Below are 17654 nucleotides of genomic sequence, written 5' to 3' on the forward strand. Positions count from 1 at the left end.
ATTTTTGTTACGTTTTTTTAAGCTATTTTTTAATTTATTTAATAAAATCCAAATTAAAAATCCTATTTATGGTTTAAATAAAAAAATAAACCCCGAATTATATCGAGGTTTGTCATCAATCTGACCAGACATGCGTCTGGTTTTTCTGTTGGTTTTTTATAGCAGTAATATTTAGAAATCTAAATTAGCTGCTTTAAGGGCATTTTCTTCAATGAATAATCGTCGAGGTTCAACTTCATCGCCCATAAGGGTTGTAAATAATTGATCTGCTTCAATTGCATCTTTGATGGTGACTTGTAACATACGGCGACTGGTTGGATCCATGGTGGTTTCCCATAATTGTTCAGGGTTCATTTCGCCAAGACCTTTATAACGCTGAATAGTTAAGCCACGACGAGACTCTTTAATTAACCAATCAACGGCTTCTTCAAAAGATTCAACTGGCTGTTTACGCTCACCGCGTTGAATAAAGGCACTCTCTTCCAGCAGATCTTTTAATTGTGCGCCAAGGTGGCAGATATTACGGTATTCATTGCTATGGATAAAGACTTGATCTAATGGATAATGTGTATCAACACCATGGGTTCTGATTTTAATGATTGGCACATATAATTGTGTTTTTTCATTATATTCAGTTGAATACAGGTAGCTGCTGCCATGTTGCTCCTTGTTCGATAATTTTTCAACAATGGTTTTTGCCCAATTTTCAGCCTGCTGATGGTTTTGTAAAATACTTTCGTTTAATACGTCATGATAAACCAATTCAGAAAGTAGCGCTTTAGGGTAACGACGCTCCATTTTGGTAATCAGTTTTTCGACTTTTTGATATTCGGCAATGAGTCTTTCTAACGCTTCGCCTGCAAGTGCAGGGGCATGGTCATTAACATGTAATGAGGCATCTTCAAGGGCTAAAGCAATTTGAAACTGCGTCATTGCTTCATCATCTTTGATGTATTGCTCTTGCTTGCCTTTTTTGACTTTATATAAGGGCGGCTGTGCAATATAAACATAGCCACGCTCTATGATTTCTGGCATTTGGCGATAAAAGAACGTTAGTAATAGAGTACGAATATGTGAACCATCGACATCGGCATCGGTCATGATAATAATACTATGATAACGCATTTTATCTGGGTTATATTCATCACGACCAATTCCACAACCGAGAGCGGTGATTAGTGTTCCCACTTCTTGCGAAGAAAGCATTTTGTCAAAACGGGCTTTTTCGACGTTCAATATCTTACCTTTTAGTGGTAAAATTGCTTGATTTTTACGGTTACGACCTTGTTTTGCCGAGCCCCCCGCAGAGTCCCCTTCCACTAAGTAAAGCTCAGATAAGGCAGGATCTTTTTCTTGGCAATCAGCAAGTTTACCGGGTAATCCGCCTAAGTCTAAAGCGCCTTTACGACGGGTCATTTCTCGAGCTTTACGGGCTGCTTCACGGGCTCTTGCTGCGTCAATGATTTTCCCAACTACAATTTTGGCATCACTTGGGTTTTCAAGAAGATATTCTGCTAATTTTTCACCCATGACGGATTCAACCGCAGATTTAACTTCTGATGACACTAATTTATCTTTGGTTTGTGAGGAAAATTTAGGATCTGGCACTTTGACTGAGACTACGGCAATTAACCCTTCGCGCGCATCGTCGCCAGTTGCACTGATTTTGGCTTTTTTACTGTATCCTTCGTTTTCCATGTAGTTATTTAATGTGCGAGTCATTGCTCCACGGAAACCAGCTAAATGCGTTCCCCCATCTCGTTGAGGAATATTATTAGTAAAACAGTAGATATTTTCTTGATAGCCGTCGTTCCATTGCAATGCAATTTCGACACCAATGTTATCTTTTTCAGTACTAAAATAGAATATTTTCGGATGAATAGGGTTTTTATTTTTATTTAAGTATTCAACAAAAGCTTGAATACCACCTTCATAATGATAATGCTCACTTTTGCCTGTTCGCTCATCAAGTAATCTTATTGATACACCTGAGTTTAAGAACGATAATTCACGTAGTCGTTTCGCTAATATTTCATAAACAAATTCAATATTAGTAAATGTTTCAGGGCTTGGCCAGAAACGGACATAGGTTCCAGACTCAGTGGTTTCGCCAATAACTTTAAGAGGGGCTTGTGGTACGCCTAATTGATAAATTTGTTGGTGAATTTTCCCTTCACGATAAATAACTAATTCTAATTTATCTGATAAAGCGTTAACCACTGAAACGCCAACGCCATGCAAGCCACCAGAGACTTTATATGAGTTGTCATCGAATTTACCACCAGCATGTAATACAGTCATGATAACTTCAGCCGCTGAAACACCTTCTTCCTCATGGATTCCAGTTGGAATGCCACGACCATCGTCACGCACAGAAACGGAGTTATCAGGATGGATAGTGACTTCAATATGGCGACAATAACCTGCTAATGCTTCGTCAATGGCATTATCGACCACTTCAAAAACCATATGGTGAAGTCCTGTGCCATCATCAGTATCACCAATATACATACCTGGACGTTTACGGACAGCATCAAGTCCTTTGAGTACTTTAATGCTAGAAGAATCATAAGAATTAGACATGGATTTCTCGACTTAATTAATTGTTTATATCATTCTATAAATTTACGAAATTATACCAGATTTTATGTGAAAAATCTTATCATTTTCATCGATCATATGGGTAATTTGTTCTTGGTTAACTGCGGTAATAAATACTTGTGAATTGGCTAATTTTAAACGTTTGGCTAATAACTCTCGTTTGTGGTTATCTAATTCAGAGGCAAAATCATCAATTAGGTAAACACAAGATTGAGTATTTTGCTTTGAATAATATTCGCCTTGAGCTAAACGTAAAGCGCACATTAATAACTTTAATTGACCGCGGGATAATAAGTCTTCAACAGGAATATTGCTGACACGTAACCGAATATCCGCTTTATGCGGCCCTACTGATGTGTAGTTAAGCAGCTTGTCTCGTTCGTAGTGCTTGTTTAATATTTCAGCATAATCAGTGTCATGTTCCCAACCTTGATAATAGTGGCAACTAAGGTGATATTCAGGTAAAAAGTCCATGCAAGTTTGAATAATTTCAGGAAAAATTTGTTGCGAATAATTTGCCCTAATGTTGCTAATCTTTTCAGCAATAGGTACGATTTGTTTATCCCAATGTAATAATTGATTATAATTCTGGGATTGCTTTAATAATGCATTTCGCTGTTTAAATAGTCGCTTTAAATTATTCCATAAATAAACAAATTCAGGATAATGATGGAAGCATCCCCAATCAATAAATGCACGACGATATTTGGGCCCCCCTGTCAATAAATCAAACCCTTCTGGTGTGATTAATTGAATGGGTAATAATTTGGCTAAATCGGTTAATCGAAAGCCTTCATCACCATCTATTTTGATTTTATTATTGCTATTACGTGATTTTGCAAGACCAATTGAATGAACCTGTTGGTTGGTGTTTTTTATTTCACTAAATAACACAAGTTCAGGTTGCTCCTGCTGGATAATTCGATTGGATTGTGTATGTCTAAATGCACGCCCGTGGCCAAGCATGTAAATAGCTTCAAGCAAGCTGGTTTTCCCACTTCCATTGTCACCAACAATAAAGTTAAAGTGTGGCGATAAAGACAGTTGTGCATAAGCAATATTACGGAAATGATGAACTTGGATTTTTGAAAGAGTCATATGCTTATATTATTCCGGCCGAAACCGGAAAGTTAGATGTGGTTGATTATAAGCGCATTGGCATAACAACATAAGTGGCGGATTGATTATTAATATCTTCAATTTGTACACTGGATGTTGCATCAGTTAATAACAGTTGTACGCTATCACATTTCAATGTGTTTAATATATCAAGTAAATAGGTTACATTAAAGCCAATTTCAAGCTCTGATGATGCATATTTGACGTCAATGACTTCTTCTGCTTCTTCTTGTTCGGGGTTATTTGCCGTAATTTTTATTTGATTGTTATGGACATGAAGCCTAATTCCACGGAATTTTTCATTAGATAAGATCGCAACACGTGATAAGGCGTTTCTAAGCTCATCACAGGATACTTCAAGTGGTTTATCGGGATTGCGTGGTAATACGCGTTTGTAATCGGGGAATCTTCCATCAATCAGTTTTGATGTGAAAGTGAAGTCACCAAGGTTAACACGCAAATTATTATTACCAATTTGCATAGTGATTAATTCGTCGTTATCACTAACCAGTTTAGCAAGCTCAAGCACCCCTTTTCTTGGTAAAATGACCGAACAAGAAGTTTTAGTATCTTGCTCAATAGGCTGTGCACATAAAGCTAATCGATGCCCATCTGTTGCAACTGATTTTAATAATCCATCTTCAATTTCAAATAACATACCATTTAAGTAATATCTTACATCTTGGTTAGCCATAGAAAATTGAACAGCATCAATTAGCCGTTTTATAGTTTTTTGTGGAACGGAAAGATCAATATCACTTTGCCAGTTTTCTAAATTAGGAAAATCGCTAGCGGGCAGTGTGGATAAAGAAAATTTACTACGACCTGATTGAATCATCAATCGATTATCATCGACACTTATTGAAATTTGAGCATTATTAGGTAGGTTTCGGCAAATATCAAGAAATTTCCTAGCTGGCACGGTTGTTGCACCAGGTTCACTTAGTTCAACTAATGGTATATGCGATATCATCTCTATTTCAAGATCAGTTCCCGTCATTGATAGCGTGTTATCGCTCACCTGTAATAGTAAATTACCCAAAATAGGTAGTGTAGGGCGACTACTCAAAGGTGCACTGACAAGCTGCAATGGTTTAATCAGTTTTTCACGATCGATAATAAATTTCATAGTATTGATTCTTTGTTAAGTTGATAAAGTTCGAATTAAATTGGAGTAATCTTCTTTTATATTATTACTTTCTTCTTTTAATTCTGCAATCTTTCTACATGCATGCAATACCGTTGTGTGATCTCTGCCACCAAAGCCATCACCGATTTCAGGCAGGCTTTTATTAGTAAGCTCTTTTGCAAGCGCCATAGCGACCTGCCTTGGTCTTGCAACAGAACGAGAACGGCGTTTAGAAAGTAAATCTGATACTTTAATTTTATAATATTCGGCAACCGTCTTTTGTATATTTTCAATAGTAACCAGTTTTTCTTGTAAAGCTAGCAAATCTTTTAAGGCATCTTTAACAAAATCAATGGTAATAGCTTTCCCCGTAAAATTAGCATTAGCGATGACTCGGTTAAGTGCCCCTTCTAACTCACGAACATTGGAACGTAATCGTTTAGCAATAAAAAAAGCGACTTCTTCGGGCAATTTTATTTTATTTTCTTCTGCTTTTTTCATTAAAATTGCCACTCGAGTTTCAAGCTCGGGCGGTTCTATTGCGATGGTTAACCCCCAGCCAAAACGCGATTTTAAGCGATCTTCAACGCCATTAATTTCTTTTGGATAACGATCAGAGGTTAAGATAATTTGTTGGTTGCCTTCTAATAAAGAGTTAAATGTGTGAAAAAATTCTTCTTGCGATCGCTCTTTATTTGCAAAAAATTGGATATCATCAATAAGTAATGCATCGACTGAGCGATAATAATTTTTAAACTCTTCAATCGCATTATTTTGTAGCGCTTTTACCATATCTTGCACAAAGCGTTCTGAATGCATATAGACAACTTTGGCATTGTTTTTTTCTGCCATTATTTGATTACCAACTGCATGTAATAAGTGCGTTTTACCTAAACCGGTAGAACCATATAAAAACAAAGGGTTATAAGCTTTACCTGGATTTTCAGCGACTTGTTTGGCTGCGGCCACTGCAAGCTGATTTGATTTACCCTCAACAAAGCTATCGAAAGTATGTTTATGGTTGATACCTGAATGGTAGACATGATTATTCTTTGTTTCCTTTGTCGTTTTCCAAGCAGGCACAACATCTGCTTTACGTTGGCTACTTTGGGCTTTTTTATCAGTGGATATGGTTGAGCCAACTTCAAGAAATAATTTTAGAGAATCATCATTAAAAAGTTTATTTAATAATTGGTTAATGGTGGGTAAATATTTATTTTTTACCCAATCTAGGACAAACCTATTTGGCGCATAAATATAGAGTTTATTATCGACCATTTCCGCTTGCAACGGGCGAATCCATAAATTGAATTCCGTTGTAGGGATTTCTTCTTGTAATTGCGAAAGGCAATCTTGCCAAATAGCGGTAGGCACGGCAACTCCTTCAACTTTTCTTACTAACAATATCGTAAAGCATTATAATCTTTTTTGTGGATAATTTGTAGTTCTAAGGTGATATATAATTTAGTTGTTAACAAAAAAGATAGATAAAAAAACCCAGCTTTTAACTGGGTTTTAATCAATAAGTTAAGAAACAAAGATTATTTTGTTGATTTAATTACTTCAACTTCTCTTTCATTAAGTGCTTTAACTTCAATTTCAACACGGCGATCTGGGGCTAAACAAGCTTTTAAGCTAGCACCACGAAGCGCATTACATTTAGTGCCAGTAACTGGTTGAGATTTGCCCATACCTCGTGCACTGATAACGTGAGAAGGCACGCCATTGGCAACTAAGTATTTCATTACTGAATTAGCACGTTGTTCTGATAGTTTTTGGTTGTAGCTTACTGAACCAATACGGTCAGTATGACCAATTACTACGATAGCACTTTCAGTTGGTTTGATCTTAACTAGATTTGTAAGTAAGTTGTCTAATGCTTGACGACCTTCAGCTTTTAAGTCAGCTTTTGCATAAGCAAATAGAACATCTTCATTTAACACGTAACGGTTTACTTCAGTTTTTAATTCAACAGGAGCAACTATAGCTGGTGAACCTAAACGGTAAGTAATACCTAAACTCACAGTACCTGCATCTGGAGATGCGCCAGGTTTAGTATGAATATTGTGAACGTATTGGTACTCTAAACGAGTAGAGAAGTCTTCGTCGAAACGATAATCAACACCTAATGCATAAACTGGGGATAGATCAGTTTTCGTGCCATGACTAAGCGCGTCATATTTTTTAACCAATCCACCGTTTTTCCATTTAGCGATAGTGACCATACCACCTGCACGACCATAAATATCTAGACCGTCAATGATAGGATAACTTAATTTACCAGTTAAAGAAACACCTTGTGCAGAAACTTTACTATGACCTACATCATAGCTTTTTCCAGCATAACTGAAAGATCTTTTATATTTAGCAGATCCTAACCAGTCGTAGCCTAATTCGAAAGCTAAGTAAGGATTTGCTTGGAAACCAAGGAAAGCACCGCCAGCAACATTGCTACGATCTGAAGTGCTGATGCCAAAGTGATCTGAAATACGAACTTTATTTGCATCTAATTTATAAAGCTCTGACCAACCTAATTTAGCACCTGTATAAAAAGTGTTGTCTTCGTATGCTGCGTTAGCTGCAGTGGCTGTTAAACTTGCAACTGCGATTGCTAGAGCTAGGGTTGTTTTTTTCATTTTATTGCCTCAACTTATATGTTGTTATAGACGATGTTTAGTTTTTTGTTGCTTAAAATTTACTTCAAATAAAAAGAACAATTACTTATTTTTATATAATTATGCTACACATAATCTGACGCTAGTATAGCATAGATAATAGGCAAAGCTATATTTATTGCCATCATGATATGAAAATTTTTAAATAGTTTTATCAAATAATTTTGTTAATTGTCAGGTAAAAGTCATCAATTGTATTGGCTAATGTATTAGCCATAATAAAAAAGTCTGCTTCCAGTTTTTTATCAAATTCATCTGATCCTATATCTTCATTTTCGTCTAAAATAATAGCATCAAATTTAATTCGTTTAAATGTTAAATCGCTATTAATGATAAAGCTTATGCCTCTTTCATCAATAATTTTAATCTTAGTTATCCATTTCCCTGAATCAAAATGGACGCGCATTTCATCGCTGGTGATATCTTGATTTTTACAACTAATAATCCCATTACCTTCAAGGGTATCTTTAAGTTCGGCCTGATCGCCTAATACAAATGGTGGAAAATTCAGATTTTCTTTAACCCATGTAGTCATGATTTGTTCAAGTGGTTTGTCAATAGACAATGGCGTTAATGCTAGTGAACCAAGCTCTTTGCGTAAAATTGCTAAAATATCTTCAGCTTGTTTAAAGCTACTACAATCAACAATAATGCGTTTATTGTGCATATCGATCCATAGCCAATAGTGATTATATTTACTAAATGCTCTTGGCATCAAATCAATCATAACTTCGTCTTTTAAAGTGGCTTTTTCATTTTTACTGAGCTTTCTACTTAGTGCTTGCTCTTGTTTATCAATTTTTTCTAATAGCGCTTGTTTGATGACGGGAGCTGGTAATATTTTGGTTTCTTTTTTGATACGTAATAATAAATGCCCTTGCATATCGACAATCAAATCATCTTGATTATTATCATGATAAGGCGAAACCCATCCCATCTTTGTGGTATCTAAATTACCGCAGGGAGTAAAAGGGTGAGATTTTAAGGCTTTTTCTATCGCATCTTTATTAAGTAGCGTGTCACTATTAAGTTGATAAATTATGGCATTTTTAAACCAAAGCATACTTTTCTATTTCCTGAATTTTGTGATGAAGATTTTATTTTGTTTAAACTGATACTAACTGATAGTGAGTAACAAGTCGTTATCTTTTCATTGTCAGTATCGATGTTTATGAATTAAAAATTATAAGATACACCTGCATAAATTGAGGTTGTTACATTATTATCAATCATAGGGCTGTGAGTTACATTACCTGTCAGTTCATCAATATGAATACCACCGAAAGTAGCAATATTATCGGTTAAAGAATATTGTGCACCAATTTCAAAGTAAGGCGTAACAGAACTATTTGAATTAAAATAACGCAAACCTGAACGTGAAGACTCTTTATGAGAAACGCCATAATAATAGGTATTATGTTTACTATTAGCCCAATTTATACCAATCGTGGGTGCGACAATTAAATTACCTTGTATGTAAGGCACGGTATAGTCAGTATTCACTAAGATACTGTGACTTTTACCAAGAACGTCAGCGCCAATACTGCTTGAAAAAATCCCCCAATCTGTAATGATATCGTAATTTACTTCTGCCAATAAAGTAGAGTGACGGCTGTTAAATTTTTTTAGCATGCGATTGTTAGCATCATGAGGTTTAAATTCATTAGCAAGATAGCGAGCACCAAATGATAGACTTTGGTTGTCGTCGTTTAATGCGTAAATACCGGTAGAGAGATCATCAATAAAAAAGGAACCATTATCATAATCAATATGAGGAATAGGATAGAAGCTTGAGCGATAACTCTTATAGGGTGAATTAGACCAGCCTAAGCCGATACCTAATGATGTGGGATCGGCTGATGCAATTTGAGTATAGCCTAAAGGAAACATTGATAAGATTGAAATTATGCAGCTTAAATTTTTCATTCTGATACCCACTTCTCGCAATATGACTCAAGACAATTATTGCAATAATTTTGCCTCTCAGGGTTATCGTCACAAAATCTATACACTAATCGTACATTGTTACAATCCATTTTCTTTAATAATAATGCCACATTTTATCGTGTTTGAATATGGATTAGTTAGATAATTATGAGTAAACCAACTTTAGAAATGATTAACAGTCGTCCTGATGATGCGACTTTGTTAGCAGATGAAGCAAAATATTGTTCTTTTGGTGACACTGTTCATTACGTTGAACCGCCAAAAATCTTTGATGGTTGTGAAGGTAGCTACATGTACGACAAAGAAGGCAAAGCTTTCTTAGATCTACAAATGTGGTATTCAGCATGTAACTTTGGTTATGCTAATGAACGTCTAAACAACGTTCTAAAAAAACAAATTGATATCTTACCACAATGTGCCAGCCAATATTTGCACCCAACTAAAATTGAATTAGCTAAAACCATTGCGCAAGGTATGGAAAAACGCTTTGGTTACGAAGGTCGAGTACATTTCAATGTAGGTGGTTCACAATGTATTGAAGACTCATTAAAATTAGTTCGTAATGCCTCGGGTGGTAAATCATTAATGTTTGCTTTCCAAGGTGGATACCATGGTCGTACTTTAGGCGCTTCATCTATCACATCAAGTTATCGTTATCGTCGTCGCTATGGTCATTTTGGCGATCGTGCTATGTTTGTTCCATTCCCATACCCTTTCCGCCGTCCCAAAGGCATGACAGCAGAAGAATATGGTGAACATTTGGTGGCTGAATTTGCGCGTTTATTTGAAACCGAATACCACGGTGTTTGGGATCCAAAAGTTGGACAAGCGGAATATGCAGCGTTTTATGCCGAACCTTTACAAGCAACAGGTGGTTATATTGTGCCACCGCGTAATTACTTTAAAGGTCTTAAAAAAGTGTTAGATCAGTATGGTATTTTATTAGTCGTTGATGAAATCCAAATGGGCTTTTACCGTACAGGTAAACTTTGGTCAATTGAACACTTTGATGTCAAACCTGATGTTGTGGTTTTTGCTAAAGCATTAACTAATGGACTTAATCCACTAGGCGGTTTATGGGCACGTGAAGAATTAATTAATCCACAAGTATTCCCAGTTGGTTCAACTCACTCAACTTTTGCCTCAAATCCACTTGGTACAGCAGTTGGTCTTGAAGTGTTAAAAATGACTTCTGAAACCGATTACGAAAAAATGGTCATGGAGAGTGGTGCTTACTTCCTAGAAGGTTTAAAAACACTTGAGAAGAAACACAAAGAGATCGGCGAAGTTGATGGCTTAGGTTTAGCGCTTCGTGCTGAAATTTGTACTGAAGATGGCTTTACTGCCAATAAAGCTTTAGTTGATAAGATGGTTGATATTGGTATGTCAGGTGATCTTGATTGGAATGGTAAAAAAATGGGCTTAGTACTTGATATTGGTGGTTATTACAAAAATGTCATTACTTTTGCTCCATCGTTACATATTTCTCGTCAAGAGATTGATCAAGGTATTGAATTACTCGATCAACTTATTACACGTGCTAAAAAAGAACTTTAATCATTCCCCGTCAATTTTATTGGCGGGGCTTCTTATCGAATTGAATCAATTACTCGTTATATTGTTATGAAATACATCAATCAGTTAGAACCGAATGAATTAATCGACAATTTTTTAACTCATCCACCACAAGATTTTTCAGCTTGGTTGAGTGAAGATGGTGTGCCTGTTTTTTCTGCTAAGTTCGATTTACTTACTACTGCTGATGACAATTTTAAAAATAAAATCGAGAAATTACCATTTTCAAAAAAATGGCGTCACTGGTTACAACCCAAAACTTGTTTTGTGGGATCGACGGTTTCTGAAAATGCGTTGTTGACTAATGATGTTGATGCTAATGAGTTGGCGAATAATCTTAAAAAAGCCTATGCGAAGCAATATCCTTTTATGATTATCAAAGATATACCGTCTGCATCTCCTTTATTGAGTAAAAAAGATAATCAATATTCAACACAATTTATTTCAGCCTTAAAAGAACAAGGATTTATCGAAGTAGAAGGTCAAGCATTAGCTTGGGTGCCGATTGATTTTAAAAACTTAGATGAAGTTTTATCGCGTTTTTCTTATAGTCGCCGTAAAAATTTCAGACGTAAACTACGCTCACGCGAAAAACTGAGTATCAAGGTTTTGCATAGTGGTGATGAATCTTTTTTTAACGATGCTGTTTTAGATGAGTATTATCAACTTTATCTTAATGTCTATCAGCAAAGCGAAGTGCATTTTGATTTACTTACCAAACCCTTTTTTACGCAGTTATTACAGAGTAAAACGAGAAATGCGCATATTGTTACTTATTATGATGATGATCAATTAGTCGGTTATAATATCTGTTTTGTTGTTAACAATATGTTGGTAGATAAATATATTGGCATGGTTTATCCCAAAGCGAGAGAGTTAAACCTCTACTATGTTAGTTGGTTTTTTAATCTTGAATATGCGCTACAGCAAGGATTTAGTCATTATATTGCCGGTTGGACTGATCCAGAAGTTAAAGCCTCTCTTGGCGCTAGTTTTACATTATCAAAGCATTTAGTTTATATCCGAAATCCATTATTACGGGTGATATTACGCAAATTCATTGGTCATTTTGAAAGTGACAAGGAGAAAGTAGCATGACCTCCCCAATTATACTCAATTTTGATCACAGCGTCGGTCAGATTAATGATGCCAAAACAATTGATGTTAATAACTGGCAAGAGAGTATTCGCTTTGGTTGTAGTGAAAAAAAATTCAAACAATTTCAATTATTACTAGAACAATCTTTACCTGAAAATTATGGCACGGTACTTATAGGCAGTGGCGATTATCACCATATTTCGTTATTATTAATTGAAAATCTCGCTAAACAATATTCAGCCGAAAATCCAATTCAAGTTGTGGTTTTTGATAATCACCCAGATAATATGCGTTATTTATTTGGCATTCATTGTGGTTCATGGGTTAGCTATGTGGCAAGTTTGCCTTTTGTGAGTCATGTACATGTGCTTGGAATTACGTCTAATGATATTGGGCTTACTCATTTTTGGGAAAATAGATGGGCACCGCTTTTTCATAAAAAGCTCACTTACTGGAGTTTAAACGTGAATACCGCTTGGGCGAGAAAAATCGGTTTGGCTCACGCGTTTCGATATTTTGAATCGCCAGATGATCTCATTGCCAGTTTTTTATCGGAACAATACCATTGTGCCCAGCCCATTTACTTATCGATTGATAAAGATGTATTAAGCGAAGAGGTGATCCACACTAATTGGGATCAAGGTCAGTTGCAAACTTACCATTTATTAGATACGATTTCCTCAATTAAACAACGCATTGTTGGTAGTGATATCACTGGTGAGTTATCAATATGGCAGCCATCGAGTTGGTTTAAGCGTTTTTTAAGCTCATTAGATAAGCAACCCATTATTTCATCTGAAAAGCTAAATGAGTGGCAACAAGAACAGCATCAGCTAAATTTGACATTACTAAACGCATTAGCATTGTCGTTATAAAAAATTTCAAGGAAAGCAGGTTTGAGTATAACCCTGCTTTTTTTGAGTAATTATTTTTAGTGGGTTTGATTGCTGGATTCTTGTTTAGCCAATTTACTTTCAGCGATAGCTAAAAATAGAATTCCAGAAACAATGAGTATGGTGCCAACGAATTTGAACAAGGTGATTTGTTCATTAAATAACCAAATTGATGCAATCATCACCGTAACGACTTCAAAGTGTGATGCGGCAAAAGCTGGGCCTACTGGCGCTTTTTTTAATAGCGTCATCCAAGTAAAGAAAGTTAGAATATACCCCGCTATTGAGATATAAATCCAAGGATTAGTAAATACGCGAATTAGCCATTCAATGCTCATTTCTAGCGGTTGAGCCTCAATAGCCGTCAATTTGAAGCTGCATTGCGCAATTGTGTCAAAAAAGAGCAATACAGAAAAACCAATAACATAGAATCTAGCCATATTAAGACATCCCTACAAAAACGACACCAGCAGTAATTAATAGCATTCCAATTAAGCGATAAATAGTTAGTAGTTCTTTGAAAATAATGCGCCCAACCACCATGATAGTAATGATATTAAATGAAGCAAGTAACACCCCTTGAGAAAGAGGAACTAAGGTTAAAAAGGCTAACCATAGTAAAAATTCAGCAACGTAGGATATAATCCCAACCCAAATCCACTTATTTTTAGATAAATCGAGCCAGTAATACCAACCATCACGATTATTGGGTGCGATGGCTGCAAATTTAAAAGCGACTTGCCCTAATGTATCAAAACAGATATTACAAACCCAAAGTATGATAACTAATGGTGACATTATGCTTTTATTCCTTCTGCTATATTATCAAAGAACGAGGCGCATTCCTTAATCACTTCACGGCGTTGGCTATCGATGGTAATTAAATGATAGCTATTATTTAATACTACCAATTTTGTTGGTCCTGACACCTGTTTTTCAACCAATTTTGCATTAGTTTCTATATTGGCGATATCATCATTACCAGAATGCATAATTAAGCAAGGCGAAATGACTTTGGGTAATTGCTTGCGCATATGTTTTGCTAATAACTGCATCTCAGCAAGAGCCGGAAAAGGGTTACCCGCAAGCCCTGCTGAGGCGGCATCACCACTTAACATACTTTCAGAGACTACCGCACGAATGCGCTCATCTTTAAGCCCATAAGGTGGTTGTTCAATGAAAACCTGTTTTTGAAAAATACCCAATTTTTTAAAGTAAACAAGTAAGAAAAACAGTTTTTTTGCCCAAAATGGCATACTCCAACCATCGTAACAAAATGTGGGCGCTAATACGCCAACTCCTTTAATTTGTTCAGGTCTATCTACTGCCAGTTTGAGCGCAAGGAGTGCCCCCATTGATAGTCCAGCAACAAAGATATTATCCACATGCTGCGCTAAATAATCAGCACCATCTTGCACGCTTTTATACCAATCTTGCCATGTTGTTTTACACAGATCTTCTTCGGTGCCACAATGCCCAGCGAGTTGGATTGCATAAACCGTAAATCCTGCTTTATGTAAGCCATTGGCCAAAATTCGCATTTCATTCGGGGTGCCAGTTAAACCATGAATTAATAACACGCCATTTCTGTTTCCAGGTAAAAAGTAAGATAAATCTTGAATTGTACTCATTAGTATTCCTTGTTATTTTACCATTGTGACGGGGATAACAGCATGTTTAGCCTGTTTTAATGCGGTGGTTACCTCTGCGAAGCTGGTAATTTTGCAGTGATTAATATGATTTTCTTTGCAATAATTAACTAGTTTATCTTTGGCAAACACAAAATCAACATGATGTGATACGCAGTAATCTGATGTGCCATCGCCGACATAGAGTATTTGCGGAAAATATTGCTGTTTTTTAACATGATGACATTTGCAATTGCCACTTTGTTTAATACAGTCTTTATTCGCATAAGGGAACTCTAGACGCCAACTGCGCAAATCATTATGCATCAATTTATTGGCGAAAATAGGTAAACGCGCAATGCCATGACGTTTTAAAATAAACTCAATTGCATAATCTAGCCCGTCGCTAACCACGTGAACAGGAATATTGTTTTGTTCGGCGTAATTAATAAAAGATTTAAAATCCGCGTCAATTTCAATTTGAGATAAGACTTCATTGAGTTCATCGAGGCTTGCATCCATTAAGGCAATTTGTTTGCTCATACATTCTTGAGAGCCAATTTTGCCACTTACCCACAATTCTTCAAGTTCATCACAACCAGCTTGCCCAAAGTGGCTCAGTAATGTATCTGTCACATCTTTTACACTAATGGTTCCATCAAAATCACACAAGACAATTGGCGTCTTATGTTGTGTATAATTTGGAGAAGAAAGGGAATTTGTTATTGATGAAAAAGCATCCATATTGATTTGATATAAAACTAGTTTATTTATAAATATTGGCGCAGATTTTCTCATAGAGTGGCAATAAACTTTGTAGACTCTTTGTATATGTTTTGTAACGGCCAATAAAATGTCTGTATAATGAGGCACCTCTAAATATCAGCTACGCAATTAAGAGCGCATAATGAGTGAACGTATATTAATCATTGAAGATGATCAACGGCTAGCCAATTTGATTCAAGTTTATCTAATTCGCCAAGGATACCTTGTGGAATGGCATAATAGTGGTAAAGGAGCCGAAGAAAAAATTCAACAACTTAATCCCGATTTGGTGATATTAGATGTCATGCTTCCTGAAAAAACGGGTTTTGATATCTGTCGTGATATACGTACATGGTTTACTAACTATATTCTCATCATGACGGCTAGCGAAGATAATATTGATGAAATTGTTGGGCTTGAATTAGGGGCCGATGATTATTTGGCAAAACCTGTTGAGCCAAGATTATTGTTGGCACGAATACGGGCTTTATTCCGCCGAAAACAGATAGAAACGGATAAAGAGCATACTAAAGAATGGATTGTGCCACACAACAATAAAACCCTTATATTTGATAATTTAGTTATTGATGGTGAAAATCGCAAAGTACTACTGCAAGAGCAAGAAATTGATTTAACCACTGCGGAATTTGATCTGTTATGGTTGCTTGCGCATAATGCAGGGATCATTTTATCTCGAAATGACATTTTTTCTCAGGTCAGAGGTATCGATTTTGATGGTAGCGATCGTTCAATTGATGCTCGAGTTTCAAGGCTTCGACGTAAATTACTCGATGATCCAGATAACCCATCACGCATTAAAACAGTTCGAGGAAAGGGGTATTTATTTATGCGAGAAGGAGACAGCCATTGAGCCAACTATTAGCTAAACCGCTATTTTTTAATCGCCGAATTATATTCTATCTCGTCATCTTACTACTGCTACAAAGTATTATTGCTTATGGTGCTTTACTTGTATTTGATTCATTACCTTCTTCATTAACGGATATACCAGATGATCATATTGTGTTTCGAGAATCTCAGCGTGGCACGGTCAACCTTATTCGTATGCAAATCAACCAGCATAAAGATCGCCCTCTTCAAGAAGTGGTTAACGAACTACAACCCTATTTTGCTTATCCTATCAAAGTACTGTCTGTAAATACTCCGTTATCCGAAGTGGTGCTTGACGAGCTAGCAAAGCTTGGGTTTTCTTATGATAGCGACAAAGAGGTCGTTTATATTGATGTAAAAGATGAGCATTTGCTCCAATTAGGCCCAATAGTTGTGCGGGATATTTTGGCATCCAACACCATGTCATTAACCCTATTTTTGATTATTTGGGCATTATTTAGTGCAATCATCTTTTTTATTTTAATTTATCTGGCTTTTAGTGCGGTTTGGAAAGATCTAGTCAATATTAGACAAACTGCCGAACAGCTTGGGCAAGGTAATTTAAAAGCACGAACTGAAAATGTAAAAGGCTGGTTATTTAAGCCACTTGCTAATGTGTTAAATAATATGGGAACGCATATAGAACACTTAGTGAGCACTAATCAAACGATATCTCATGCCATGGCGCATGAATTACGCACACCGCTTGCGCGTATGCGATTTGAACTTAGTATGCTGGAAGAGTCTAACGACGAGCAAGAAAAACGACTTTTACAAAAAGGCATGAGTGATGATATTAACGAACTTGAAACATTAATTACGGCTAGTTTAAATTACTTCAAAATGCAACAAAGTAATATTGAACTAAACCTAACGTCCGTATCGCTAAAAGCGTGGGGTGACAAAATCTGCCAATCACTCACATTATTTAAGCCAAAAGGATTTGAACTCACTTGTAATTGCCAAGATGTGCAAGCGATAATTGATACTAATTTAGTTGAAACGATTGTTAAAAATTTGTTACTAAATGCCTTTAAATATGCAGCACATAAAGCAGTTTTAAATATCACTAAACAAGGAAATCAAGTCATCTTTGAGATTGATGATGATGGTACCGGAATTCCATTTGATGCGCGTGAAAAGATTTTTATGCCTTTTGCTCGGCTTGATACTAGTCGAACCCGCTCAACCGGTGGTTATGGGCTTGGTTTAGCTTATGTAAAATTAATGGCAGAATTTCATGATGGCAAAGCCTTTGTTGTAACCAGCCCGCTTGGTGGTGCAAGATTTGTGGTTTCGTTAAAATCAGGTGATGCTTAAAACAATTGTTCTT

Annotated in this window: 16 protein-coding genes; 5 read left to right on the forward strand and 11 right to left on the reverse strand. The window is 36.2% G+C overall.

The window, feature by feature from the left end; all coding sequences use genetic code 11:
- Positions 1-171: 171 nt before the first annotated feature.
- The 7 genes from gyrB to A9G40_RS04835 form a co-directional block, all read right to left on the reverse strand.
- Positions 172-2583 carry a DNA topoisomerase (ATP-hydrolyzing) subunit B gene (gene gyrB, locus A9G40_RS04805; RefSeq protein ID WP_065582123.1) on the reverse strand — a complete coding sequence of 804 codons (2412 nt, stop codon included), beginning with the start codon at positions 2581-2583 and terminating at the stop codon, positions 172-174.
- Between the two features lie 42 nt (positions 2584-2625).
- Complete coding sequence (gene recF / locus A9G40_RS04810; RefSeq protein WP_065582124.1) at positions 2626-3699, reverse strand: DNA replication/repair protein RecF; 1074 nt, start codon at positions 3697-3699, stop codon at positions 2626-2628.
- Positions 3700-3745: 46 nt separating this feature from the next.
- Positions 3746-4849: a DNA polymerase III subunit beta gene (dnaN, locus tag A9G40_RS04815; RefSeq protein WP_065582125.1), complete on the reverse strand. Its 1104-nt coding sequence runs from the start codon at positions 4847-4849 to the stop codon at positions 3746-3748.
- A gap of 15 nt (positions 4850-4864) precedes the next feature.
- Complete coding sequence (gene dnaA / locus A9G40_RS04820) at positions 4865-6223, reverse strand: chromosomal replication initiator protein DnaA (protein WP_065582126.1); 1359 nt, start codon at positions 6221-6223, stop codon at positions 4865-4867.
- A 167-nt stretch (positions 6224-6390) separates the two neighbouring features.
- A complete protein-coding gene (ompA, locus tag A9G40_RS04825) occupies positions 6391-7485 on the reverse strand; it encodes a porin OmpA (RefSeq protein WP_065582127.1) in 1095 nt (364 codons plus the stop codon).
- Between the two features lie 193 nt (positions 7486-7678).
- The gene (locus A9G40_RS04830) at positions 7679-8587 is read right to left on the reverse strand and encodes a recombination-associated protein RdgC (RefSeq protein WP_065582128.1); all 909 of its coding nucleotides are present in this window, start codon (positions 8585-8587) and stop codon (positions 7679-7681) included.
- Positions 8588-8700: 113 nt separating this feature from the next.
- Positions 8701-9450, reverse strand: a complete 750-nt coding sequence (locus A9G40_RS04835) for a MipA/OmpV family protein (RefSeq protein WP_065582129.1) — start codon at positions 9448-9450, stop codon at positions 8701-8703.
- A 168-nt stretch (positions 9451-9618) separates the two neighbouring features.
- Between A9G40_RS04835 and A9G40_RS04840 the strand changes: the two genes are divergently transcribed.
- From A9G40_RS04840 to A9G40_RS04850, 3 genes are all read left to right on the forward strand, one after another.
- Complete coding sequence (locus A9G40_RS04840) at positions 9619-11028, forward strand: aspartate aminotransferase family protein (protein ID WP_141675190.1); 1410 nt, start codon at positions 9619-9621, stop codon at positions 11026-11028.
- Positions 11029-11094: 66 nt separating this feature from the next.
- On the forward strand, positions 11095-12144 hold the full coding sequence (locus tag A9G40_RS04845; protein ID WP_065582130.1) for a GNAT family N-acetyltransferase: 1050 nt from the start codon (positions 11095-11097) through the stop codon (positions 12142-12144).
- On the forward strand, positions 12141-13019 hold the full coding sequence (locus A9G40_RS04850; protein WP_065582131.1) for an arginase family protein: 879 nt from the start codon (positions 12141-12143) through the stop codon (positions 13017-13019). Before A9G40_RS04845 ends, A9G40_RS04850 begins: the two co-directional genes overlap by 4 nt.
- Before the next feature lie 56 nt (positions 13020-13075).
- Here A9G40_RS04850 and A9G40_RS04855 read toward each other — a convergent pair whose 3' ends face one another.
- Genes A9G40_RS04855 through A9G40_RS04870 form a run of 4 tightly spaced genes read right to left on the reverse strand, consistent with a single transcriptional unit; the run spans position 13076 to position 15463 of the window.
- Complete coding sequence (locus A9G40_RS04855) at positions 13076-13477, reverse strand: DMT family transporter (protein ID WP_065582132.1); 402 nt, start codon at positions 13475-13477, stop codon at positions 13076-13078.
- Between the two features lies 1 nt (position 13478).
- Positions 13479-13835, reverse strand: coding sequence for an EamA family transporter (locus tag A9G40_RS04860; protein ID WP_065582133.1), 357 nt, complete (start codon positions 13833-13835; stop codon positions 13479-13481).
- Positions 13835-14668, reverse strand: a complete 834-nt coding sequence (locus A9G40_RS04865; protein WP_065582134.1) for an alpha/beta hydrolase — start codon at positions 14666-14668, stop codon at positions 13835-13837. Before A9G40_RS04865 ends, A9G40_RS04860 begins: the two co-directional genes overlap by 1 nt.
- Positions 14669-14680: 12 nt before the next feature.
- Positions 14681-15463: an MtnX-like HAD-IB family phosphatase gene (locus A9G40_RS04870; protein WP_218057738.1), complete on the reverse strand. Its 783-nt coding sequence runs from the start codon at positions 15461-15463 to the stop codon at positions 14681-14683.
- A 109-nt stretch (positions 15464-15572) separates the two neighbouring features.
- Here A9G40_RS04870 and A9G40_RS04875 point away from each other — a divergent pair, with 109 nt between their 5' ends.
- Positions 15573-16301 (forward strand): response regulator transcription factor, encoded by a 729-nt coding sequence (locus tag A9G40_RS04875; protein WP_065582135.1) that lies wholly within the window; start codon positions 15573-15575, stop codon positions 16299-16301.
- Entirely contained in the window at positions 16298-17641 is a 1344-nt protein-coding gene (locus A9G40_RS04880; protein ID WP_065582136.1) for an ATP-binding protein, read from the forward strand. The genes A9G40_RS04875 and A9G40_RS04880 overlap by 4 nt, the downstream gene beginning before the upstream one ends.
- The last annotated feature ends 13 nt before the right edge of the window (positions 17642-17654 follow it).

Origin of the sequence: Gilliamella sp. Nev3-1 (assembly GCF_001690435.1) — a bacterium.
Lineage (GTDB): Bacteria > Pseudomonadota > Gammaproteobacteria > Enterobacterales > Orbaceae > Gilliamella > Gilliamella apicola_C.

Coding starts and splice junctions, on each gene's coding strand:
- gyrB (WP_065582123.1), bottom strand. CDS start 2,583: ATGTCTAATTCTTATGATTCTTCTAGCATTAAAGTACTCAAAGGACTT.
- recF (WP_065582124.1), bottom strand. CDS start 3,699: ATGACTCTTTCAAAAATCCAAGTTCATCATTTCCGTAATATTGCTTAT.
- dnaN (WP_065582125.1), bottom strand. CDS start 4,849: ATGAAATTTATTATCGATCGTGAAAAACTGATTAAACCATTGCAGCTT.
- ompA (WP_065582127.1), bottom strand. CDS start 7,485: ATGAAAAAAACAACCCTAGCTCTAGCAATCGCAGTTGCAAGTTTAACA.
- A9G40_RS04830 (WP_065582128.1), bottom strand. CDS start 8,587: ATGCTTTGGTTTAAAAATGCCATAATTTATCAACTTAATAGTGACACG.
- A9G40_RS04835 (WP_065582129.1), bottom strand. CDS start 9,450: ATGAAAAATTTAAGCTGCATAATTTCAATCTTATCAATGTTTCCTTTA.
- A9G40_RS04840 (WP_141675190.1), top strand. CDS start 9,619: ATGAGTAAACCAACTTTAGAAATGATTAACAGTCGTCCTGATGATGCG.
- A9G40_RS04845 (WP_065582130.1), top strand. CDS start 11,095: ATGAAATACATCAATCAGTTAGAACCGAATGAATTAATCGACAATTTT.
- A9G40_RS04850 (WP_065582131.1), top strand. CDS start 12,141: ATGACCTCCCCAATTATACTCAATTTTGATCACAGCGTCGGTCAGATT.
- A9G40_RS04855 (WP_065582132.1), bottom strand. CDS start 13,477: ATGGCTAGATTCTATGTTATTGGTTTTTCTGTATTGCTCTTTTTTGAC.
- A9G40_RS04860 (WP_065582133.1), bottom strand. CDS start 13,835: ATGTCACCATTAGTTATCATACTTTGGGTTTGTAATATCTGTTTTGAT.
- A9G40_RS04865 (WP_065582134.1), bottom strand. CDS start 14,668: ATGAGTACAATTCAAGATTTATCTTACTTTTTACCTGGAAACAGAAAT.
- A9G40_RS04870 (WP_218057738.1), bottom strand. CDS start 15,463: ATGAGAAAATCTGCGCCAATATTTATAAATAAACTAGTTTTATATCAA.
- A9G40_RS04875 (WP_065582135.1), top strand. CDS start 15,573: ATGAGTGAACGTATATTAATCATTGAAGATGATCAACGGCTAGCCAAT.